The sequence below is a fragment of the Lacibacter luteus genome (assembly GCF_004118265.1).
Classification (GTDB): Bacteria; Bacteroidota; Bacteroidia; order Chitinophagales; family Chitinophagaceae; genus Lacibacter; species Lacibacter luteus.
The window spans coordinates 415,846-438,524 of record NZ_SDHW01000002.1 but is presented as its reverse complement, the minus strand read 5'-3'; the positions used below and the strand labels follow the sequence as shown (position 1 = coordinate 438,524).

Annotated in this window: 19 protein-coding genes; 11 read left to right on the top strand and 8 right to left on the bottom strand. The window is 39.6% G+C overall.

All coding sequences use genetic code 11. The features are described from left to right. Positions 1-206: 206 nt before the first annotated feature. Entirely contained in the window at positions 207-1,646 is a 1,440-nt protein-coding gene (gene asnS, locus ESA94_RS09560; protein WP_129130661.1) for an asparagine--tRNA ligase, read from the top strand. Positions 1,647-1,699: 53 nt separating this feature from the next. Further along, positions 1,700-2,371, top strand: coding sequence for a hypothetical protein (locus ESA94_RS09555; protein ID WP_129130660.1), 672 nt, complete (start codon positions 1,700-1,702; stop codon positions 2,369-2,371). On the opposite strand, the gene ESA94_RS09550 is transcribed toward ESA94_RS09555, so the two are convergent. Genes ESA94_RS09550 through ESA94_RS09535 form a run of 4 tightly spaced genes read right to left on the bottom strand, consistent with a single transcriptional unit; the run spans position 2,364 to position 6,055 of the window. Further along, positions 2,364-2,699 carry a DUF2304 domain-containing protein gene (locus ESA94_RS09550; RefSeq protein ID WP_129130659.1) on the bottom strand — a complete coding sequence of 112 codons (336 nt, stop codon included), beginning with the start codon at positions 2,697-2,699 and terminating at the stop codon, positions 2,364-2,366. The genes ESA94_RS09555 and ESA94_RS09550 overlap by 8 nt on opposite strands. Then, on the bottom strand, positions 2,696-3,361 hold the full coding sequence (locus tag ESA94_RS09545; protein WP_129130658.1) for a glycosyltransferase family 2 protein: 666 nt from the start codon (positions 3,359-3,361) through the stop codon (positions 2,696-2,698). Before ESA94_RS09545 ends, ESA94_RS09550 begins: the two co-directional genes overlap by 4 nt. Before the next feature lie 16 nt (positions 3,362-3,377). Then, a complete protein-coding gene (locus tag ESA94_RS09540) occupies positions 3,378-4,997 on the bottom strand; it encodes a hypothetical protein (protein ID WP_129130657.1) in 1,620 nt (539 codons plus the stop codon). Then, entirely contained in the window at positions 4,994-6,055 is a 1,062-nt protein-coding gene (locus tag ESA94_RS09535; RefSeq protein ID WP_164972692.1) for a DUF3089 domain-containing protein, read from the bottom strand. The genes ESA94_RS09540 and ESA94_RS09535 overlap by 4 nt, the downstream gene beginning before the upstream one ends. Positions 6,056-6,120: 65 nt before the next feature. On the opposite strand from ESA94_RS09535, the gene ESA94_RS09530 reads away from it, so the two are divergent. Together ESA94_RS09530 and chrA are read left to right on the top strand one after the other, a co-directional pair. Then, entirely contained in the window at positions 6,121-7,065 is a 945-nt protein-coding gene (locus ESA94_RS09530; RefSeq protein WP_129130655.1) for an isopenicillin N synthase family dioxygenase, read from the top strand. Positions 7,066-7,120: 55 nt separating this feature from the next. Next, positions 7,121-8,296, top strand: a complete 1,176-nt coding sequence (chrA, locus tag ESA94_RS09525) for a chromate efflux transporter (RefSeq protein WP_240671022.1) — start codon at positions 7,121-7,123, stop codon at positions 8,294-8,296. Here chrA and nadD read toward each other — a convergent pair. Together nadD and ESA94_RS09515 are read right to left on the bottom strand one after the other, a co-directional pair. Further along, positions 8,273-8,863 (bottom strand): nicotinate (nicotinamide) nucleotide adenylyltransferase, encoded by a 591-nt coding sequence (gene nadD / locus ESA94_RS09520; protein ID WP_129130653.1) that lies wholly within the window; start codon positions 8,861-8,863, stop codon positions 8,273-8,275. The genes chrA and nadD overlap by 24 nt on opposite strands. An 11-nt stretch (positions 8,864-8,874) precedes the next feature. After that, the gene (locus ESA94_RS09515) at positions 8,875-9,108 is read right to left on the bottom strand and encodes a FeoA family protein (protein WP_129130652.1); all 234 of its coding nucleotides are present in this window, start codon (positions 9,106-9,108) and stop codon (positions 8,875-8,877) included. Between the two features lie 54 nt (positions 9,109-9,162). Between ESA94_RS09515 and ybeY the strand changes: the two genes are divergently transcribed. The 4 genes from ybeY to ESA94_RS09495 all read left to right on the top strand — a co-directional run bounded on the left by ybeY (position 9,163) and on the right by ESA94_RS09495 (position 14,905). Then, positions 9,163-9,594 (top strand): rRNA maturation RNase YbeY, encoded by a 432-nt coding sequence (gene ybeY / locus ESA94_RS09510; RefSeq protein ID WP_129130651.1) that lies wholly within the window; start codon positions 9,163-9,165, stop codon positions 9,592-9,594. 17 nt (positions 9,595-9,611) lie between these two features. Then, positions 9,612-10,274: a CAP domain-containing protein gene (locus ESA94_RS09505; protein ID WP_164972691.1), complete on the top strand. Its 663-nt coding sequence runs from the start codon at positions 9,612-9,614 to the stop codon at positions 10,272-10,274. 73 nt (positions 10,275-10,347) lie between these two features. Beyond that, complete coding sequence (gene mnmG / locus ESA94_RS09500; RefSeq protein WP_129130649.1) at positions 10,348-12,216, top strand: tRNA uridine-5-carboxymethylaminomethyl(34) synthesis enzyme MnmG; 1,869 nt, start codon at positions 10,348-10,350, stop codon at positions 12,214-12,216. A gap of 229 nt (positions 12,217-12,445) precedes the next feature. Then, a complete protein-coding gene (locus ESA94_RS09495; protein WP_164972690.1) occupies positions 12,446-14,905 on the top strand; it encodes a TonB-dependent receptor in 2,460 nt (819 codons plus the stop codon). 256 nt (positions 14,906-15,161) lie between these two features. Here ESA94_RS09495 and ESA94_RS09490 read toward each other — a convergent pair whose 3' ends face one another. Together ESA94_RS09490 and ESA94_RS09485 are read right to left on the bottom strand one after the other, a co-directional pair. Continuing rightward, positions 15,162-16,028 (bottom strand): helix-turn-helix domain-containing protein, encoded by an 867-nt coding sequence (locus tag ESA94_RS09490; protein ID WP_129130647.1) that lies wholly within the window; start codon positions 16,026-16,028, stop codon positions 15,162-15,164. Between the two features lie 201 nt (positions 16,029-16,229). After that, positions 16,230-16,988, bottom strand: coding sequence for a fatty acid desaturase (locus ESA94_RS09485; protein WP_129130969.1), 759 nt, complete (start codon positions 16,986-16,988; stop codon positions 16,230-16,232). Between the two features lie 366 nt (positions 16,989-17,354). On the opposite strand from ESA94_RS09485, the gene ESA94_RS09480 reads away from it, so the two are divergent. The 3 genes from ESA94_RS09480 to ESA94_RS09470 all read left to right on the top strand — a co-directional run bounded on the left by ESA94_RS09480 (position 17,355) and on the right by ESA94_RS09470 (position 22,673). Beyond that, positions 17,355-17,948: an RNA polymerase sigma factor gene (locus ESA94_RS09480; RefSeq protein ID WP_129130646.1), complete on the top strand. Its 594-nt coding sequence runs from the start codon at positions 17,355-17,357 to the stop codon at positions 17,946-17,948. 76 nt (positions 17,949-18,024) lie between these two features. Next, entirely contained in the window at positions 18,025-19,203 is a 1,179-nt protein-coding gene (locus ESA94_RS09475) for a FecR family protein (protein WP_164972689.1), read from the top strand. A gap of 227 nt (positions 19,204-19,430) precedes the next feature. Continuing rightward, complete coding sequence (locus tag ESA94_RS09470) at positions 19,431-22,673, top strand: TonB-dependent receptor (RefSeq protein WP_164972688.1); 3,243 nt, start codon at positions 19,431-19,433, stop codon at positions 22,671-22,673. The last annotated feature ends 6 nt before the right edge of the window (positions 22,674-22,679 follow it).

Genomic DNA, 22,679 nt, shown 5'->3' with positions numbered 1-22,679 from the left:
TGACCGAATTTGATGAGCTCGTGGAAGATCGGATTTTTAAATGTCGGTCGGTTTCCTCTGCAATGTTACGGGAAAATCGGAAAAAAGGAAAAAAAAGTATTGGCAGCTGAAATGAAGGCTGAACGGGCTTTTCAACTCTTTTGTTCCGAAAATCATTAACAATCTGTAACAGCAGTAGTTATCTTTGCCGCTCAAATTTCAGCAATATGTTTAACAAAAGAGTTAAAATTAAAGAACTGCTCACATGGGAGCCGCAGGATCAGCAGGTAACAGTTATGGGTTGGGTACGCACCTTTCGTAACAACCAGTTTATTGCCCTTAACGATGGCAGTACCAATAACAATCTGCAGGTAGTTGTTGAGCTGGGTAAGTTTGATGATGAGTTGCTGAAGAGGTTAACAACATCTGCTTCTATAAATGTATCAGGTAAAATCGTTGCCTCATTAGGCAAGGGTCAAAAAATAGATTTAATAGCAAATTCGCTCGAAATTCTAGGTGATAGTGATGCGGAGAAATATCCTATTCAATTAAAGAACAGACCCACACTTGAATATTTAAGAGAAATTGCGCATCTGCGTTTTCGTACCAATACTTTTGGCTCGGTGTTTCGTGTACGTCATTCGTTGGCATTTGCAATCCACAAATTTTATAACGAAAAGGGGTTTGTATATATGCACACGCCCATTGTTACGGCTAGCGATGCGGAAGGTGCAGGTGAAATGTTTCGTGTAACTACATTGCCATTTGATGGCACCCCACGTAACGAAGATGGTACTGTGAACTTTAAAGAAGATTTCTTTGGTCGTTCATCTAATCTTACTGTAAGCGGACAATTGGAAGGTGAATTGGGTGCAACAGCCTTTGGCGAAATTTATACGTTTGGTCCAACTTTCCGTGCTGAGAATTCGAATACTGCCCGCCACCTCGCCGAGTTTTGGATGATTGAACCCGAAATGGCTTTCTGCGATTTAGAAGATAACATGAACCTTGCAGAAGAATTCATTAAATATATTATTCGCTACGCAATGGAAAACAACAGAGAAGACCTTGAATTTCTTGCACAGCGTTTAGCAGATGAAGAGAAGCAATTGCCACAGGATAAGCGTAGCGAAATGGGGTTGATTGAAAAGCTGGAGTTTGTAATGAATAATAATTTTGAACGTATTACTTATACCGAGGCAATTGATATTCTTATACAGTCTCCCGCATATAAAAAGAAAAAATTCCAGTACGATGTAAAGTGGGGAATTGATATGCAGAGCGAACATGAGCGCTATCTTGTAGAGAAACATTTCAAAAAGCCGGTTATTGTTACAAATTATCCAAAAGATATCAAAGCGTTTTACATGCGCCAGAACGATGATGGCAAAACGGTTGCAGCAATGGATATTCTTGCTCCGGGCATTGGAGAAATTGTTGGCGGCTCTCAACGTGAAGAACGTTTGGATAAACTTGAGGAGCGCATGAAAGAAATGCATATTCCTGCCGAAGAATTATGGTGGTACCTAGACACCCGTCGTTTTGGTACAGTACCACATGCAGGTTTTGGTCTTGGCTTTGAGCGTATTGTACAGTTTGTTACGGGTATGGGCAACATCAGGGATGTAATTGCTTTCCCCCGCACACCCAAGAATTGCGAATTCTAAGCAACAAGCAGCAACGAAAAGCGTTTTTGTATCTTTAAAGCAAAATAAGAACCATGCAAAAAACGCTTTTCATCTGTACAATTCTTTTTATTGTGTTATGTGCCGGTAATTGCAAGAAACCCGGCGAGCCCGATAATACGCCAGCAGGCGATTATCAACCTTTAACAGTTGGCAGCGAATGGAACTATACCGTTACAGGTTCCAATGCAGGCTCGTATAAAATTACTATACTCAATAGAGACACAACAATTAATGGTAAAGTGTATAGCGTTGCAAGCAACTCTGCTTCCTCGAACGAATACTATGCAAAGTTTAGTGGTGAATACCTTCGATATAATAAGTTTGCGGAGTTAAACAATCAAACAATTGAACTACTCTATTTAAAAGACAAGCTTGCTAAAGGAGCTACTTGGACAGAAGTAAAAACAGTTAATGTTACGCTTGGTGGTACATCTGTACCTGTTACTGCTACACTGGTATTTACTATTGCGGATAAGGGAATTGATTATGTTGTAAACGGTGTTACGTTTAAAAATGTAATCAAGGTAACAGTAACACCAAGCTTCAGCATTTTCGGAAGTACACAAAACCCCGATTCTCACGACCTCCAATATTATTATGCCTTCAATGTTGGATTAGTTTACAGCAAAACAAGTATTGTAATGGCCCTTGCCGGAATTAATCATAATTCTGAAACAAAAATCGGAACATACACGATTAAGTAGATTGTTGATCGGCTTGTTTCTTGTGTAAACTTTCTTTACGTACAAGGTCTGTAAGCATTTGTTCCAGCTTACGTATGCGTGCATATAACTTTAGAATTACAAAAGAGAAAATGAGAATACATAAGTAAAATACAAGATCCGCCCCACGACCAACACCCAGTTTATGTGCAATTACATTGGTCCACTCAGGATAAAGTATAAAGATGATTGCGGTAGATGAAAGCACAGTAAATAGCAAAACATCTGCAATGTTATTTCGCCAGCGGATGAAAAAGAATAAGAGAGCTAAGAGAAAGCCGCTGATGAGTATAAGTTGAATTCCTGTCATTCAAATAGTTTATGTAAAAGTAAATCGAAAAAGATTCTGATGCTATTCCACGCAGATTGCCCTTTTTGTTTTGAATAGTCGGTATAGGAAATGTGAACAGGAACTTCGGTGAACGAAAGATTGTGTTTTTTTACTAGAAACAGAATTTCAGATGCATGTGCCATTCGGTTTTCTGTTATACAAATTTTTTTTGCTGATGTTGCTGTTAAGGCTCTTAGGCCATTATGTGCATCTGTAAGTAAAATGCCTGTAAAGAAGAAGTTGATGTAACGTGCCAAGCGCAACAGCCTTACTCTTCTTTTTGGAATAGCTAGTGGTTTTGAAAGAAAGCGGGAGCCAAAAACAATTTCTGCTTTTTTTTGGAATAGCGGTGTAAGCAGAGCGGAAATATCTTCTGCCGAATGTTGGCCATCTGCATCAAAATGAACAATAAAGTTTGCTTTGTTTAGCAAAGCGAAAGCTGTACCTGTTTGCAATGCTGCTCCCTGACCAAGATTTATTTCATGTTTCAAAAAGTGGACAGTAAGGTCTGTCAGGCAAGCCGATTGGTCTATAAGCGAACCGTCATCAACAACAACAACAGTATATCCTTTGGCCAGTATTGCTTCAACAACCGAACGCAGCATAGGGGTCTCGTTGTATGCTGGTACAATCACATGCACGTTTGCTGTATGATCATTAGTTGTGCTCAATGTTTGTTTGTTGTGATGGTGAAATTTCTGCAAGGTAAATCGTGCATCTCTTTAAGGAAGAAATTTGTTTTGCATTTGTTTTGTGAATAAGCACGCTGTCAGAATTGTTAATTGGCTTATCGGCAATAATTAATAGTTGAATTGTCTGAGAAGTTTCAAACCCGGTTTCATTAAGTGACGAGATTTTTTGTGTTACCACAACATTTTTTTTATAAGGATAAAATGCAAGTGAGGCATCGTTATATGTTATTACTTTTTTGGTAGCATTTATGTTTAGGTGATCAATAATCTGTTCAACCTTTTTGCGGTCTGAGTTGGGATTTACGCCTTTAATTACAACTTCTTTAGTTATGAGATTTTTATAGAAACTTGCTGTTAAGAGAAGATTATAACTTAATATAAGAAGCAGGCAAAACTTTCCCACGCTGAAGAATAGCTTTGATACATGTTTTATGTTGTTTTGTATAAACCAGGTTGTTAAAACCAGAACAAGAATTGAAGATCCAATATAGTAGCGTCCTTCTTGAACGTATGTCCAACCTTCAACACCATCGGTTTGTTTTGCATGCGTAACAGATAAAAGCAAGAGAGTTAAAATTGGAGTTAATAAAATGGTAAGAACAGAGAGAAGAACTGTTTTCTCACGATTTACAATATTTTTTTCTGATGTTAGTTTGCGCTGAATGATGTTTTTGCTAAGAAAATACAACCAGGCTCCCAATAATATAACAATAGCAAACGAATAGTATTGATGTATAGGTAAGAGAAAAGAAAGAAATCTGTTTTCTATATACGAGATACTTGCGAAGGTCTTTATAAAGAACGGATAAATGATTGCTAGGTTTGACGGAAAAAAGCCAGATTCATCCATTGAAATGGATTGTGTTAATGGTTGCGAGGTATATAGAAACAAAAAGAGTTCTTGTATAGTAATAAATGTCAGTATAAATCCAAAGAGGATTAGGGCATTTTTTTTGAGCAATAAATCTTTTAAGTAAACCCCGGAAGCATAAAGTAAAGTAGGAAACAAGATTGTTAAGGGATAGTACTGATAACGAAAGGCTGCGGGTAAAAAGAAGAGAAATGCAACAATACTTAACTTAAAAATAGAGTATTCTGTTTTTTTGAGAATAAGAGAAATATAACAGGAGGTTGCTCCAATAGAAAATGTAGCTGCTGCAAGGTCACTTAGCCCGGGTTGTTTAATGAGATCTATGTTTAGTGCTACAATTAGAAATACAATAATTTTTCCTGCTTTGTTTATCGAAAGTCGGTTTAGAAGATTGTATAGATAATAGTGAAACAAAATTAAAATAAGGAGTAACAAAATTGTATTTGCAAGAAATGCACTGCCCGTCATTTTAATGAAAAAAGAAAGCGATAAGGGTACCAGGGGGGGCCATAAACGCAAACCTTCAAAATAGACGGTAGAGAGATCTTTCTGAGTCGAACGCATAAAGCCTAACCCATCACCACTTACAAAGTTTTCAGCTGCAGTGTTTATTAAGGAATAGTCTGTTAGTTGTAGCGGAAATACAAGTAGGTATAAACTTCTAGTTAGAATAGCAAAACAAATCACAATAAATAGCAACGTAGATGTTTTCATTGCATGGATTTTTCTTTAAGAGTAAAAGCCGCTATTCTTTGCTTAAGATTTTCTCTAATCGAATAATAAAAGAGATTATAATCTCCGGCATGATAGTTTTTTGTTTTTAATAGAAAGCTAAAGAAGATGCGGGGGCGATTTGTCCAAAGGATATTACCTTCAATTTTTGCACTGTTCGTATACTTATATTTTCGATTAAAATTATAGAGTACCGAGCCTTCGTTTTTCTTTCGTGATATAAGCGAATCTGTTTTTATCCAGCTTAAAGGATTTGTTACAATAGCTTTTGTTTTTTCTTGTTGCACATAATCTGGCATATAGCCAGTCCTAAGGGTTCTCCAGGAATTTATGCATCCCGTTTGTGTTGGAGTGGCACAAGGTTCCAATAGCGAAAAATAGGTTTCGCTTACCGGTAGACCAACAATGTAAGCTGCAACAAGTTGTTGCTGTAAAGGGGTATTCTCAAAATATTCTTTCAAGAGCAGGGCCGCATGTAAAGTACCCTGGCTGTGGGATGCAATAATAAGAGGTCGTCCATTATTATAGTTTTTTAAGTAGTAAAGAAAAGCTGCTTCAACATCTTTATAAGCTAAGCTTAAAGCTGCTTTACTTTTTAAAGTGTCTTTTGTAAGAAACGAAAAGTAATGAGCTTGTCTATAGCGTGGAGCAAAAACACGACAGCTTCCATTAAACACACTTGCCTGGTATAGTATACTTGTATAATCTGTTTTTGCATTCAAATCGGCATCGGAAAGCGAAGCATTCCATACCAGGTCATTAAGGTGAGGGTCTGTAAAAGAGGTTGGATGAATAAAAAAGACATCAACACTTGTATCAATGGGGATCTTTCTTAGAGAAAGAGGGATACTATCAGATGGGTCTTTTTTCCAGGGATGAGCTGCCCAGAATTTGAAATTGCTATAGTCGGGAATACTATCTGATGGCTGGAAAAAATTTTTATACTCACCAGTTTGCGTGTTATAGGAAGGAAAGCATCCATAACCGGTTAGAACAAAAAGTAGTGAAAGAAATAAAAAACCTTTCTTAGAGTCAATCAATTTTGTAATTTTTGCAACTCAAACCTAACTGAAAACGATCATTTCTTGAAATTAAAACCTTTGTTATGACTATTCCAGTAGTAGACCTCGCCGAGTTTAGTAGCGACGATCTTGCGGTTAAGCAAAAATTTGTAAACGAACTTGGGCGGGCTTACGAAGATGTTGGATTTGTTGCAGTAAAGAATCACGGAGTGCCTGATGAGCTTATTGCAGACTTGTATAAATATGTTCAGCAGTTTTTTTCTTTGCCATTGGAAAGGAAACGGTCTTATGAAATTCCGGAATTGGCCGGACAGAGAGGGTACACCTCTTTTGGTAAAGAACATGCAAAGGGGAGTGATGCTCCCGATTTGAAGGAGTTTTTTCAATATGGACAAAAAGCAGAAGGAGAAGAATACATTCCGGAAGAGTATCCCGAAAATGTTAGGGTTGGAGAGATAGGGAATTTTAATCCAACATTTCATACAGCATATAGAGCATTTGAGCAAAGTGGACAAAAGTTGCTTCAGGCGATTGCTATTTATTTAGGGTTAGATGAATTTTATTTTGACAGCTGGGTTCGTAATGGGAATTCTATTCTCCGAGCAATTCACTATCCACCCATAACAAACGAACCGAAGAGTGCAATAAGGGCAGAGCAACATGAAGATATTAATTTGATAACCCTTCTGGTTGGGGCTTCGGCTGATGGGTTGCAAATTCTTACAAAGCAGAACGAATGGGTTGCTGTTACATCTTTACCAGAACAGATCGTTGTGAATGTTGGAGACATGTTACAACGGCTTACGAATAATAAATTGAGATCAACTACCCATCGTGTAGTAAATCCACCGAGAGAGCTTTGGCATACGTCACGGTTTTCAATTCCTTTCTTTTTGCATCCCAAGGGAAACATGTCTTTGGCTTGTTTAGAAAGTTGTATCAATGAGGCTAACCCCAAGCATTACCCTGATGCTACTGCAGGAGAATATTTAGATGAGCGCTTAAAAGAAATCGGATTAAAAAAATAATAAATACGTAACCCTGAAATTTATTCGACACATTCCCTTCTTAAAAGCGGTACTGTTGTATACGCTCACAGCCTTTGGTGGACCACAAGGCCACATTGGAATGTTAATGAAAGTTTTTGTAAAAAAACGTAAAGACTTGACCGAGCAGGAGCTAACCGATTTGTTTGCCTTTTGTCAGTTGTTACCAGGGGCCAGTTCAACTCAAACCATTACACTAATTGGATACAAGCGTGGTGGTCTTCCGCTTGCATTAGTTACTTTACTAATATGGATTGCACCCGCATGTTGTATTATGGGCGGGCTTTCTTTTTTTGTACACTATCTGGATAAACGCACTTTACATACAGATATTTTCAAGTTCCTTCAGCCAATGGCGGTTGGTTTTTTAATATATGCCACATGGCATAGTTATAAGACGGCAATTAAAAATAATATTACCCGGGTCATTATGATTGTTGCAGCGTTTGCTGTTTATTTCTTTATTAAGACACCTTGGGTGTTTCCGATTATATTAGTTATTGGCGGAGTCGTTACAAATTTCGGTAACAAAGGGCAACCCCAAAAGGAAGTTAAACACAGAAAGATCAAGTGGACAAATATTTGGGTTTTCGCCATTGTTTTTATTCTTGCAGGTTTTTTAAGCGAAACAGCACGTAAACAAGAGTGGGAGAATAGAAGGGCTTTTAACTTGTTTGAAAATTTTTACCGTTTTGGTAGCCTGGTGTTTGGCGGTGGGCAAGTATTAGTGCCTATGATGTATGAACAATTTGTTATTCGGGAGAAAACACAGTATATGACTGGAGAAGAATTGTTAACCGGTGCGGGGTTTGTACAAGGAGTTCCAGGACCTGTATTTTCAATGGCATCATACACGGGCGGAATGGCTATGCGGGATTTGGGTAAAGAAAGTCAGATTGCAGGAATTGCAATTGGCGCCGTGGCAATTTTTCTACCGAGCCTTTTACTTGTATTATTCTTTTATCCTATATGGAATAATCTAAAAAAATACAATGTTGTTTATCGGTCACTCGAAGGAATAAAGGCTGCAACAGTTGGATTAATGGTTGCTTCTGCTTTTTATGTGGCAAGAGATATTTCAATTTTAGAACTGAAAACGATCAGCTACCTGAATCTGATTGTAATTTTTTCAACAACTGTATTATTAGCAACTACCAAAATTCCACCACCGGTAATTGCCTTTGTATGTTTATTGCTTGGATGGATTTTTTAGTTTGTAGTAACCCGCTTTTTCGATCTCTTCGCACACTTCTTCAGGGACTAAGTATTTAATCGATTTCCCAGAGTGAATTAACTCACGGATATGTGTAGCCGAAATTTCAAGCAAAGGCGCTTTCAGAAAGTGTAATTCTTTCACGAGCGATTGTTGTGCAGGAAAGCCCGGTCTTGTGTATACATAAATGGGAAAGTTTTGCATTATGGTTTCTGCGTTTTTCCATTTATCTAAGTTTTGCAAACTATCGCTTCCCATAATTATCGCAAACTGATGTTGTGGATATTTCTCTTGTAAATAGGCGAGGGTATTGACCGTGTACGAAGGCTTTGGTAGATTGAACTCAATGTCTACAGCTTTAAAGTTGTTTGCTTTTTGAACTGCCAGGTTTACAAGATAAAGCCGATCGTATTCGTTAAGTAGTGTTTTCTGTTGTTTGAAAGGATTTTGTGGCGAAACAACAAACCAGATCTGCTCTAAATCAGTCTCATTTAATACGTGCTGTGCAATAATTAAGTGGCCATTATGAATTGGATTAAAGGAGCCAAAATATAAACCCGTTTTCATAATTAGGTGAATTACTGGTTTTTATTTGTGTCAACGAGAATACTTTCAGCTTCTTCTAGTCTTAAACTAAGTTGGTAGCCGGCAACCTTTATACTAATTGGGTCTCCAAGCGGTGCTTGCATTTCCATTAACACTTCTTCACCTGGAACACATCCCATTTCCATGAGCTTAAGAAAAATTTCGTCGTTTTCAAAAGAATGAATGATTGCTTTTTGTCCGGGTGCTAGTTCCGATAATCTTTTCATATTCGATGCAAAGTTACCGCAATCGCTAACTGAATCTTTCCGAATTTTGAAAGTATGACAACGAGCTGTGTTAATTTTTTTTATCAGGATATTCGCTTCCCCTTCACTAATCGCAATGCTTTAAAAAGTGCTATCAGGCTTTTGTTTCAGAGGGAAAAACACAAGCTCCATAATCTCAATATTATTTTTTGTAAAGACGAGGCGCTCTTACAGATCAACAGGGATTTTCTACAACACGATTACTATACTGACATAATTACATTTCCAATTAATAGATCAAAATCGGGTATAGAGGCAGAATTATATATAAGTATTGATCGGGTTAGGGATAACGCAAAGCAAGGGGCTGTGTCCTTCAGAACAGAACTTCATCGGGTAATTTTTCATGGGTGTCTTCATCTGGTGGGTTATAACGACAAGTCTTCACAACAAATTAAGAAGATGAGGGAACGGGAAGATCATTATCTGCGTTTATACTTGAAATAGATTTATTTATGTTCCACGTGAAACGTGTTTTACTCCTTGCTTGTTTCTTCCTATTTAGTAGTTTAAGCTTTTCGCAGGGTGTGCTTACTTTAAAGGACAAGCCCTTTGCATACAAGGCAGTAGTTGATTCGTCGTTACTAAAAAGTTTAAACGCTTCTTCCTCGTACAAATCCTTAAGTCCAGTTGAGCAGGAGTCGGTATACTGGCTCAATTACTTCAGACAAAATCCTAAAAGGTTTTGGAACACTGTTATGAGAGAGTTTCTTCTGCAGTTCCCTGAGGCTAAGTCTTCATACACAGGCTCATTGGAAGCCGATATTTTAAAAGCACCTCAGTCCCTGTCAATTGTTCTTCCTGATTCCGGGTTGTTTGCTATGGCAACTCTCCACGCTTTCGACTTAAAGAAGAGAAACGGTGTAATTAGCCATGTGTCATCATCTGGAAAAACATTTGTGCAAAGGATACATGCAGCCGGAAAGTATACTTGCGGTGCTGAGAATATATTTAATGGAAGTTATAACGGACTTGAGGCATTAATTGCTTTATTAATTGACCATGCTGTGCCAGACAAGGGACATCGGGTTAATATTCTAGATCCTAAGTTTCAACTAATTGGCCTTTCCTTTATTCAGCTCTCTTCAGGAAAAGGAATTCTGGTACAGGACTTCGCATGTCGTTGATGTTCCACGTGAAACATCGCTCTGTTAACAGCTAATTAGAGGTTATCTTTGCAGCCTTAAAAGCGTTGTTTACATGTTTCCAGATTATGATGTTATTGTTGTAGGTGCCGGTCATGCCGGTTGTGAGGCCGCAGCTTCCGCTGCTAATATGGGCAGCAAGGTTTTGCTGGTAACCATGAACATGCAAACAATTGCTCAAATGAGTTGCAATCCGGCAATGGGAGGTATTGCTAAAGGACAAATTGTTCGGGAGATAGATGCGTTGGGCGGATATAGTGGAATTGTTAGCGATAAGAGCATGATTCAGTTTCGAATGCTTAATCGTTCAAAAGGCCCTGCAATGTGGAGTCCACGTACACAGAACGACCGGATGCTCTTTGCTGCAACATGGCGAGAAATGCTGGAACAAACTCCTAACGTTGATTTTTACCAGGATATGGTTCGCAGCCTCTTAGTGAAGGATGGCAGATGTTGTGGGGTCGTAACAGGTCTTGGACATGAAATTAAAGCAAAGGCAGTTGTTGTAACAAGCGGTACATTTCTTAATGGAGTTATTCATATTGGAGAAAAGCAACTGGGTGGTGGTCGTATTTCAGAAAAGGCTGCAACAGGAATAACCGAACAACTTGTTGAGCTTGGTTTGGAAAGTGATCGTTTAAAAACAGGTACGCCTCCACGTATCGATGGCCGTAGCCTGGATTATTCCAAAATGGAAGAGCAAATGGGAGACGATGAAATAACCGGCTTTTCTTATATGGATGTACCAAGAATAAAGCCCGAAGAACAACGCAGCTGTTTTATTACTTACACAAGTGCTGAGGTACACGATATTCTTAAAACCGGTTTCGACAGAAGCCCAATGTATCAGGGCAGGATCCAGGGAACGGGCCCTCGTTATTGCCCAAGTATAGAAGACAAGATCAATCGATTTGCAGAACGTGAGCGTCACCAGCTTTTTGTAGAACCCGAAGGTTGGAATACTGTAGAGATCTATGTAAACGGTTTTTCAACATCATTACCGGAACAGGTGCAATACGAAGCGCTTCGTAAGGTGGTGGGTTTTGAAAATGCACGTATGTTCCGACCTGGCTATGCAATTGAGTACGATTTCTTCCCACCTACGCAGCTTACCTATTCTTTAGAAACAAAACAGATCCAGAATCTTTTCTTTGCCGGCCAAATTAATGGAACAACCGGTTATGAAGAAGCAGCTTGCCAGGGATTAATGGCAGGTATTAATGCGCACCTGAAAGCAAGTGAACAGGATACGTTTATTCTAAAACGCAGCGATGCGTACATCGGCGTATTGATTGATGACCTCATCAGTAAAGGAACAGATGAACCTTATCGCATGTTTACCAGTAGAGCTGAATACCGGACATTGCTTCGTCAGGATAACGCCGATCTGCGTTTAACAGAGTTGAGCTATAAAATGGGGCTTGCATCGCAGGAAAGAATGGATAAGACCCGTACTAAACTTGAAGCTGTTGAAAAACTAAAAGCAACATTGGCAGATGTAGCATTGGGCCCGGAAGAAATCAATTCTTTTCTGGAAAAAAATAACAGTGCACCACTTACGCAAAAACAAAAAGCATTGCAACTGTTGTTGCGTCCGGGTATTCAGCTGAGTGAACTTGTTGCAGCTTCACCCACTTTACAACAGTTTGCAGGAACTCATACAAAAGAAATATTTGAGCAAACAGAAATACAAGTGAAGTACGATGTGTATATCGAAAAAGAAAAAGAGCTGGTACAACGTATGAGCCAGTTAGAAAATCTTGAAATTCCAAACAGTTTCGATTACAATAAGATCTCGTCGTTAAGTACCGAAGCATTACAGAAGTTTAATAAAATACGTCCACGTACACTCGGGCAGGCATCACGCATTTCTGGTGTAAACCCAAGTGATGTGCAGATTCTTATGGTGTACATGGGTCGTTAATTAATCCATCAACTTAGTAGAAAAAGGTAATTTTTTGACAATGGAGATAACTCATTTCTCCACTGGTATCTTTCGTTTTACTCTCTGTCATTAATCTCTACGATAGTATTCGTTTTTACTTCAAATTTGAGTAACCGAATCATCATGCACGATGCAGCAATGCATCTGCACAATTATCTTATTTGAGTATTTCATTTATGGTTCGGAGTATTTGTTAATTACCGGACACATGAAGAATTTTACCATTAGCCTTATCATCTCTCTGTTGTCTTTCGCAACAACAACAGCACAAACTTCTGTGCGTGGAAAAATTACATTCAAAATTTTTACAAACGAACAACAACCTCTTGCAAACGCAACAGCAGAACTGTTACGCAGTAAAGATTCTGCTTTAATAAAAACTGCATTATCCGATAATAGCGGTACTGTTGAACTTGAACAGATCTCCAGCGGCTCGTACATCATAAGAACAAGTGCTGTTAATTACGAAAAACAATTTTCAACGATAGTAACAGTAAGTGAAGAACAGCTCAGCACATCTGTTGCAGATGTTGTAATGAAACCGTCTGCAACACAATTAAAAACAATTGAAGTAACAGGACGGAAACCTTTTATACAACGTTTAGGTGATCGCATTGTGGTGAACGTTGATAACGGTGTTGTAAATGCAGGTAGTTCTGCTTTTGATGTACTTGAACGTTCGCCCGGAATTTTAATTGACGCAAACGATAACTTAAGTATGCGTGGACGAAGTGGTGTTATTATTATGATCGATGGAAAGCCATCGCCAATGAGTGGAGCCGACCTCGTAAACTATTTACGCAGTTTACCTGCAAATGCCATTGAACGAATTGATCTTATCACCAATCCTTCATCGAAGTATGATGCTGCAGGTAATGCAGGAATTATTGATATACGTATGAAAAAAGATCAACGCTTTGGTACCAATGGCAGCATTACTGCAGGATACGGGCAAGGTGTTTATCCCAAAGCAAATGGCGGTATCAATTTTAATCATCGCAATAAAAAAATGAACCTGTTTGGTGGTTATAACTATAGCTATCGAAAAAATCTCAACAATCTCTTGCTCGACCGAAACTTCTTTACAAACAGCGGCGAGTTTACAGGTAAGGACGAAAAAAACAACTACACTACAATTCCCGGTAATTTACACACACTACGCTTGGGTGCAGATTTCTTTCCTTCGAAAAAAACGGTAGTTGGCTTTGTCATCAACAGTAACGCCAACATGTTCGATCCGGCAAACCGAAACAGTTCGGTTGTAAGCGATGCCTATAAACAACCCGTATTTACATTCCGCACACAATCAAAAAATCATAACGAAAATAAAAACGCCGTTGCTAACATTAATATTAAACACAGCTTCGACAGTACAGGGAGGGAGTTAACAGCAGATCTTGATCTTGGTTATTTTGGCATCAATAACAACTCGCATGTAGCAACATCGTATTACAAACTCGATGGCAGCAGTCTTCAGCCCGATTATGTTCTGGACGGTTTACAGGATGGTGTTCTCCGCCTCGCAACAATTAAAGCAGACTATACGCATCCGTTTAAAAACAAAGCAAGAATCGATGCCGGTTTTAAAAGCAGCCTTGTACATGCCGATAATGATGCACGCTTTTTTGATATGAGCACCGGCACTCCTGAAAATGATGTAAACAAAACCAATCATTTTTATTACGATGAAAACATTAATGCTGCTTATGTGAATTTTAAAAAGGAATATAAAAAATTCGATCTGCAGATTGGACTGCGTACTGAAAATACCAACGTTAAAACAAGACAGGTAAAAGGCGAAGTCCGTTGGGACAGTTCATACACACAACTTTTTCCAAGTGCATTTTTTAATTATAAGTTGAAAGAAGACCAAACACTCGGTGTATCTGTAAGCCGCAGAATTGATCGTCCTAATTATTCGCAACTGAATCCGTTTATGTTTCTGATTGACGTAACAACGTACTCAACCGGAAACCCATCATTGCTTCCACAGTTTACCTGGAGTTATGAGTTGAGCTACACCATCAAGAACATCAACTTTACACTTGGCTACAGTAAAACAAAGAACAATCAGAATATTGTTATTACACGCTTTAAAGATGCGTTCCCGAATATTCCGAGCGATGATAATATTACTGTACAGATACCCGTTAACCTTACTTCATCGGACTACTATGGTTTAACTGTTGCAGCGCCGGTTCGTATTAACAAGTGGTGGAACATGATGAATAACGCCAACATCTTTTATAATCATTTTAATGGTAACCTGTCGGGCACAACATTGAATAATGGTAAAGTGGTTACTAACCTAAGCACGAACAACAGCTTTACGTTTGGTAAAGGTTGGACGAGTGAGTTGTTTGCAAATTATAATTCAGGCGGTCAGTACGGATTTATGGTGATGCGTCCGCAATGGGGTGTTGGTGCCGGTGTACAAAAAAGTTTATGGAAAGGAAAAGGACAGGTTCGTCTCAACATCACCGATATCTTCTGGACCAATCTTCCAAAAGGTACCATCACTTACAACAACTATATCGAATACTGGAAAGCATATCGTGAAACTCGAGTAGCAAACCTCAGCTTCACTTATCGCTTTGGAAATAATAAAGTGCAACAGGCAAGGCGCAGAACTACAGCATCCGAGGAGGAACGCCAACGTGCACAGTAAGCAATTGATGCTTGAAGAAAATGATGCGTGCAAACGAAAGCTGTGAAGCAGCATCATCATTCTTATAACCAAGTACATTTTTTCTCATGTTGATTTAACGGGCTGGTATTCTTATCGGCCCTCTTTTTTTCAAATGAGAAATTGAAGGAATAAATTCTTGCACAAAAAAGCCTCTTCTTTTTTAGCTGCAAGTAAAACTTGCTACTGTTGAAGAAGAGGCTGATTAAACCGAAACCGCTGTAAGAAAAAAATATTACTACTGCTGTTGTACCTGCTTTTTACGTGCAATCTGCAATAGTTGTAAATGAGGTTGTAAATGCGCCAGGTTCTCTTTTTGTAAAAACTGACGCAGGTGTTTATAAAAATGGCTATAGTCGTAATAACTATATACACCGTAATGAAATGTTTGCGGACGGGAAACAATATGACTTACCGCTTTGCGTATACGCAATACCTGTAAAGCCTGTTTACTGCTTACACCCGTTCCTGCTTCGAAGTAACGTTGCAATGTTCGTGATGAAATATTGTATCGGGCAGCAAGCTCTTCAACCGAAGTTTCAAACGAATTATTAATAGCAGCCTGTTGCAGAATTTCTGTAACAATATGCATGGGCTGTAACGATCCTTTATACTGCTCAATCATTTGTTCGTACTGCTGCGATAATAACTGTACACGCTTTTCAAACGAGTGACTGTGTTTTACTTCATTAATCAACGACTGATCGATGAGGTAACTCAACGGAAACATTGTTCCGCTGTACTCGGAGAAATTTATCTTCTTCTCAAATATAACTGGGCTTACTTTAAACTTAATACCAAACAGTAGATTACCAGGTTTATGAAAAGCTTCAATATTATTCAGCCTTGGCAAAAATCCATCGCCTTTAACGTGCTGACGGTTTTGCTCTATCTGCATTTCGTAGGGCGAACCAAGATTAATGAGATAAGAGTAGCCGAGATTGGGAAATAATACATCGCTGAAACCATCCGGATACTTTTGCCAGAGGTGTTCGAATTTTGTTTGCCAGAAAAAGTCTACAAACAAAGAGAGCGGCCCCGATACGTAGTGTCGGTGATAGTTGTTTTCAAAGTGTTCGCTATGAACAAATTCAATGTGTTGCACGAGGGCAAAGTACAACCGGCAATGTAAAAACAGTAGCTGTTAATGTATGAACGGCTGCCGCTTATCAACAACTTGTGTTAACGTTTTTTTAGTAATACAAACAACAGTAAGCATTAACAACAAGAATGGTGATTGCCTGTTGCAAAAAATAAAAACGCCACAGAACATTCTGTGGCGTTACTGTATACATGTAATATTCTTTTATTGTCGTTGTTGCTGCGATAAATAAAGCGGCTTCAGTTTTATTATACGCAAGCTGTGCAGTATGCGCATAATAATAAATGTAAGATCGAACTCGAACCATTTACGTGCAAAGTTTGCGTTGTTCTGATCTTTATGATGATTGTTTTGAAACAACTCACCCATGAGCAGTACACCCCATGGCGTTGTGTTCTTACTGTGATCTTCGATTGAATAATTACGGTAGCCCATTTTATGACCAAACCAGTTTACGATAGCACCTTGTATTGGTCCGATAAAGAAATGTACGGGCAGTAACAAAAACCACCACCAGCTTGGTGCAAAAAAGTAATAGAAAGCAATATAGCCCACTACAAAAAAGCCACGGGTAATATTGTTATGGCCAAACTTATCCAGCTTGTCCCACACAGGAAGATACTCTTTAGTAAACCGTGCATCGGGCACATTTTTACCGGTAACAAAACCACTAAAGATGCGTGCGGTGTGCATCATCATTTGCCATATATCTTTAAAAAAATGCGGCGAATGCGGATCTTGCTCTGTATCGCTGTAAGCATGGTGCATACGGTGCATTACCGCATAAGCACGAGGCACTAAAAATGAAGAACCTTGTACAAACCAGGTTAAAAAGTAAAATGTTTTTTCCCAGAAAGGTTTTGCTGTATACATCTGATGGGATGCATAGCGATGCAGAAAAAACGAATGGAAGAACAATGACAAGAACCAGTGCAATAAGAAAAACAAAAGAATAGCCGTCATGAAAGTAGAAATGCAAAATTTGAAATAAGGTTGCAAAGAAACGCCAATAATTGTTGTAAACAAGCGATACAAGGCAGTTTAACACGAAAGTGACCAACTCGGGCATGCAGTGAACCTTCGTTAGTTCTGCTTTTCGGTTGGAAGATACTGCCCGAAACAAGCTGAATTTTATAACAGCACGAAATCGATTGCGTAAATAAAAAATTCCGGCAGCGTTTACATTCTTCAGAAATCTGAGTACACTTGTTGTACAAATTCGACGGACTGCTTACTGAAATATCATTTTAAACTGCTGTTCTTCAGCAGTTATAATTGGAAGGAAACGCAGCACGTTGAGTTTTGATTAAAACGATTTTTGCTGTTACGATGCGTTCTTCATTGCCATATAACGATCATACGTTGTTGCGTGATCTTGCACAGGGAAACGAAAAAGCTTTTCGTTTACTGTTTTCCCAATACAGGGATGCTGTATATGGCTTTGCCCTGCACATTACCCATTCTGCTGCACATGCAGAAGATATTACCCAGGATGTATTTTTAAAACTGTGGTTGCACAGAGAAAAGTTTGCTGAGGTTGAAAACACCGAAGCATGGATCATTACCATTACACGTAACTGTTGTTTTAACGAGCTGAAAAAAACAGCAAGAGAAAAATGCCAGGAATTAAAACCCGAACTGCAGGAAGCTCTGTTGGTATCAATGGATAAACAGATCGACGACAGAGACCTGCTTGCAAAACTGCATGTAGCATCGGCACAGCTTACACCCAAAGAGCAATTGGTTTACCGCCTCAATAAAGAACAGGGTCTGCGCAAAGAAGAAATTGCAAAAGCGTTGAACATTTCGCACAATACAGTAAAAGTTCACCTTGCCAATGCCCTGCGCAAGATCCGACATTTTGTAGAAGGCTATTCTGCTACCGGCATCTTTGTCCTTTACATCCTCAAAAATTTTTTTTAAAAACAGCTAATCCTTTTTTTTCTGTTGATTGTCTGCTATAGAAAGGGCCATGTTTTACCGGCTCAGTTTATTTGCCATGACAACAGAACGATTGCACTATTTGCTGGAACGTTATTTATCCCGCAGTCTTAACCCGGCGGAGGAAAAAGAATTCTACTTGTTAGTAGATTCGGGTTTGCACGACGATGCATTGAAAACAATGCTGGGCAACGAATGGTACAGCTTACAAACCGATGCCCGCCTCAGCGAAGAAAAAGCCGAACAATTATTTCAATCCATTCTTCAGCAACGACCTGCCGTACAACTTTCGTTATGGCAACGCAGTGTTGCTTTACGCCGCTTTGCAGCAGCAGCATCCATCATCTCATTTATTGTATTATCTGTTTTTTTCTTTACCAATAACAAAAGCGAAAAGCAATCCACAGCATCTGCAGTTATTACTTCCACAAACAATGATATTCCTCCAGGCCAGAGTGGTGCTATTTTAAAAATGGCCGATGGTTCTACGCTTGTGCTCGACAGTGTACAGGATGGTGTGCTTACACAACAGGGCGATGCTGTGGCAATAAAACAAGGAGGACAACTGAACTATGCACAGCAGGCAAATAATGCAAACGGTAATGCATACAATAGTGTTGAAACACCACGTGGCCGACAGTTTAAGTTAACATTGGAAGATGGTACACAAGTATGGCTGAATGCTTCGTCATCTATCCGTTTTCCTGTTGCGTTTACCGGTACAGAACGTAAAGTGGAAATTACAGGTGAAGTATATTTTGAAGTAGCAAAGAATAAAGTCAAGCCGTTTATTGTACAAACAGGCACAACAAAAGTGGAAGTACTGGGCACACACTTCAACATTAATGCATACGACGATGAAGCTGCTGTAAAAACAACGCTGGTAGAAGGAAGTGTACGCATCAGCAAAGGCAACAGCAACGGTATTTTAAAACCCGGTCAACAGGCTCAGGCATCAGGTGCCAATACCTTGCAGATACGTAACGATGCAGATATTGAGGAAGTGCTCTCGTGGAAGAACGGACGCTTTGCTTTTGTAAACGCCGATCTTGAAACAATTATGCGGCAGATAAGCAAGTGGTACGATGTAGATGTGCAGTACGCAGGTGTAGTACCTAAGCGAACGTTTACTGCCGATCTTTCACGCAACACCAATTTATCCGAATTACTAAAAGTGCTTGAACTCAACAATATTCATTTCCTCGTACAGGGAAGAAAACTTACCGTGATGCCGTGAAAACAGGTTGTTGCAACTGCTGAAAAACATCCAACAAAATAAGGCTTGCCAAAAATAAAAACCGCCCCGGGTTGCAGCCGGAGCGGAAGAAATTCAGGTTAAGCCAGTAATTCAATCGTGACTGATCTTTTATTGTTTAACCCAAACCAAACAAAAGTATGAAATTGTTTGCTCCCATCATGCTCCGGCAGTGCAGTGCCAGGGGCTTCACCAAAACTCTGCGGATTATGAAACTGAGTGCTTTCCTGCTGTTTGCATTTTGCTTACACGTAAGCGCAAAAAGTGATGCACAAAACGTCAGTTTATCTGAGAAAAATGTATCGCTGCAAAAAGTTTTTAAAGTCATTAAAAAACAAACCGGCTACGACTTCTGGTACGAAAACCAGTTGCTGGCAAAAGGCGAAAAGGTAACGGTTGTTGCCAACAACCAGCCGTTGGCCGAAGTGCTGGATCTCTGTTTTAAAAACCAGCCATTCACTTGGTCTATTGTTGGAAAGATCATTGTGGTTAAGCCAAGGGATGTAAAGCCTGTAAGCGAACCCGATCCTTTGCCTCCACCACCACCGCCTTCGGTTGATGTAAAAGGAAAAGTGCTGAACGAAAAAGGAGAACCCGTAAGCTCGGCATCGGTTACTGTAAAAGGAAGTAATGTTGGTACAACAACCAATGCAGAAGGTGAGTTTAGTTTATCTGTTCCGGATGGAAAGAAAATACTCATCATCAGTTCTGTTGGCTACCACGATGAAGAAGTAAATATTGGTAACGGCGGAACGTTAACGGTTACATTAAAATTAAAACCCGTTACTACCGAAGAGATCGTTGTTGTGGGTTATGGTACACAACGCCAGAAAGATTTAACGGGTGCAGTATCTGCGATCAGTAGTAAAGACTTTAACGAAGGCATGGTGTTGAGTCCGCAACAAAGTATACAGGGTAAAATTTCAGGTGTAAATATTTCAACCAACAGCGGTAAGCCCGGTGGCTCCAATACAGTAAGAGTGCGTGGTGGTACTTCGCTCACTTCATCCAACGATCCGTTGTATGTAATTGATGGTGTTCCTATTTCGAACAGCGCAGGCGTGGGCCAGGCAAACATCAACAACTATGGTATTGATGTGTTTGACCAGGAGCCAACAAACCCGTTGATGACCTTGAACCCCGATGATATTGAATCGGTAACAGTATTAAAAGATGCATCGGCCACCGCCATCTATGGTGCAAGAGCTGCCAACGGTGTAATTGTGATCACTACGAAGAAAGGCTCAACAGGCAGAGCAAAAGTTACAGTTGGTTCTTCAATGTCTGTATCGAAAATTGCAGGCACACTGGATGTACTTTCTGCTGCTGATTACCGCAAAGGCGTTGCATCGCTTGGTTTAGCTATTGACGATAAAGGTGCAAATACCGACTGGCAGGATCTTATTTACAGAACAGGTGTTTCACAAGATCACTATCTCTCAATGGCAGGTGGTGCAAACAAAACCACGTATCGTGCATCTATTGGTTTTGGCAAACAGCAAGGCGTAATGCTTGCATCAGAATTAAGCCGTACAAATGCACGTGTTAACATCAATCACTCTGCATTGAACGATAAGCTTACGTTTGATATGCGTCTTAACTACGGACAAACATTTTCAAAACAGGCACCTGTATCAAACACAGTAGGTAGTGAGTTTGGTACAAGTATGAACTATGAAGCATTGGTGTTTAACCCAACATACCCGGTGCGTGATCCCAACGGTAATTATTATTTCGTTGCACCGTACAGGGTAAATCCGGTTTCGTATTCCGATCAGATACTGGACCAGTTAACCAATAACCGTTTTCTCGGTAATCTTTCTACAACGTTAAAGATCATCGATCCGTTAAGTGTAAACGTAAACCTTGGTTATACCAATCAAAACATCAACCGTAACTCTTACATCAGTAAAAACAATCTGATCGGCCAGGGTACAAATGGTTATGCAAGTGTGCAGAAACTGGAAGACTACAGCAAGTTGCTTGAAGCACTCATCCGTTACAACAAACGTTTTGGTAAACATTCGCTAGAAGCAATGGGTGGTTACTCTTACCAGTATTTTGTAAGTGAAGGCGACCGTACAACTGCAACCGGATTTTTATCGGATGAGTTTAAATGGTACAGCTTACAGGCAGCAAGCAATATTACCGGCGTAAATACATTTAAGGGAACCAACACGCTCATCTCTTTTTATACAAGAGCCAATTATAATTACGACGATCGTTTCCTGCTTACAGGAACATTGCGTCGTGATGGTTCAAGCCGTTTTGGTTCGGGTAACAAATGGGGTATGTTTCCTTCGGGTTCGTTCGCCTGGAGAATTTCAAGAGAGAAATTCTTTAATGTAAAACCAGTTAGTGATCTTAAGTTGCGTGTAAGCTATGGTGTTACAGGTAACCAGGAAATCGGTAATCTCAATTCTATTACAACACTGGGCGCAACCTCTGCCGGTTATATTGTGGGTGGACAACGAATCACTACAGTGTTGCCACAACAATATGCCAATCCGAATTTACGATGGGAACAAACTGCACAGTTTGATGCAGGTATTGATTTCACATTGTTCGAAGGAAGATTGCGTGGTGTGGTTGATTACTACGTAAAGAAAACAACAGACCTGCTATTACGCATTCCTGTTCCATCGCCAACAGCAGTGAGCACACAATTGGCGAATGTGGGCAGTGTACAGAACAAAGGTGTTGAAATTGAACTGACAGGAAAGATCATTGATAAGAATACCTTCAAATGGGAATCGAACTTCAACATCAGCTTTAATAAAAATAAAGTGTTGAGTTTATCAAACGAACAGTTCAGCGGCAACAATATTCTGATGGCGCCATTACAGGGAACAGTTTCGTTAGGTAAATACGCACAGCTTATTTTACCAAATCAGCCGTTGGGTACTTTCTGGGGTCCACGTTTTGATGGTATTAAAAGTGGTAAAGAAACATTTGTTGCAGGTGCCGATACCATTATCGGTTGTGCACAACCGAAATTCATTTTTGGTTTAGTAAACACATTCCGTTACAAACAATGGTCGCTCAACTTCCTGTTCAGAGGTTCTGTTGGAAACGATGTGTTTAATCTTACTGCAGCAAACATGAGTTACCTCAGCAACCTGCCTGGCAAAAACGTATTGTCATCTGCGCTTACAAGTGGTTTGAACAGAGATGCACCGAAAGTATATTCATCACGCTGGATCGAAGACGGAAGTTTTGTAAGGCTCGAAAATCTTACACTCAGTTACGAAGTGCCGGTGAAGAAAACATTTATTTCTGCTGTGAATGTATTTGCATCCGGACAAAACCTGTTGCTCTTTACAAAGTACAGCGGTGTTGATCCCGAAGTAAATGCAGAAGTATCAAGAACAGGTACTGCACCATTGGGTATTGATTATCTCGGTTATCCAAGAGCACGCAGTTTCAGCTTTGGATTTAACATGACCTTTTAATGAACC

What these genes read in the sequence shown, in the direction of transcription:
- asnS (WP_129130661.1), top strand. Translation starts at nt 207, where the DNA reads ATGTTTAACAAAAGAGTTAAAATTAAAGAACTGCTCACATGGGAGCCG.
- ESA94_RS09555 (WP_129130660.1), top strand. Translation starts at nt 1,700, where the DNA reads ATGCAAAAAACGCTTTTCATCTGTACAATTCTTTTTATTGTGTTATGT.
- ESA94_RS09550 (WP_129130659.1), bottom strand. Translation starts at nt 2,699, where the DNA reads ATGACAGGAATTCAACTTATACTCATCAGCGGCTTTCTCTTAGCTCTC.
- ESA94_RS09540 (WP_129130657.1), bottom strand. Translation starts at nt 4,997, where the DNA reads ATGAAAACATCTACGTTGCTATTTATTGTGATTTGTTTTGCTATTCTA.
- ESA94_RS09530 (WP_129130655.1), top strand. Translation starts at nt 6,121, where the DNA reads ATGACTATTCCAGTAGTAGACCTCGCCGAGTTTAGTAGCGACGATCTT.
- nadD (WP_129130653.1), bottom strand. Translation starts at nt 8,863, where the DNA reads ATGAAAACGGGTTTATATTTTGGCTCCTTTAATCCAATTCATAATGGC.
- ESA94_RS09515 (WP_129130652.1), bottom strand. Translation starts at nt 9,108, where the DNA reads ATGAAAAGATTATCGGAACTAGCACCCGGACAAAAAGCAATCATTCAT.
- ybeY (WP_129130651.1), top strand. Translation starts at nt 9,163, where the DNA reads ATGACAACGAGCTGTGTTAATTTTTTTTATCAGGATATTCGCTTCCCC.
- mnmG (WP_129130649.1), top strand. Translation starts at nt 10,348, where the DNA reads ATGTTTCCAGATTATGATGTTATTGTTGTAGGTGCCGGTCATGCCGGT.
- ESA94_RS09495 (WP_164972690.1), top strand. Translation starts at nt 12,446, where the DNA reads ATGAAGAATTTTACCATTAGCCTTATCATCTCTCTGTTGTCTTTCGCA.
- ESA94_RS09485 (WP_129130969.1), bottom strand. Translation starts at nt 16,988, where the DNA reads ATGACGGCTATTCTTTTGTTTTTCTTATTGCACTGGTTCTTGTCATTG.
- ESA94_RS09480 (WP_129130646.1), top strand. Translation starts at nt 17,355, where the DNA reads ATGCGTTCTTCATTGCCATATAACGATCATACGTTGTTGCGTGATCTT.
- ESA94_RS09475 (WP_164972689.1), top strand. Translation starts at nt 18,025, where the DNA reads ATGACAACAGAACGATTGCACTATTTGCTGGAACGTTATTTATCCCGC.
- ESA94_RS09470 (WP_164972688.1), top strand. Translation starts at nt 19,431, where the DNA reads ATGAAACTGAGTGCTTTCCTGCTGTTTGCATTTTGCTTACACGTAAGC.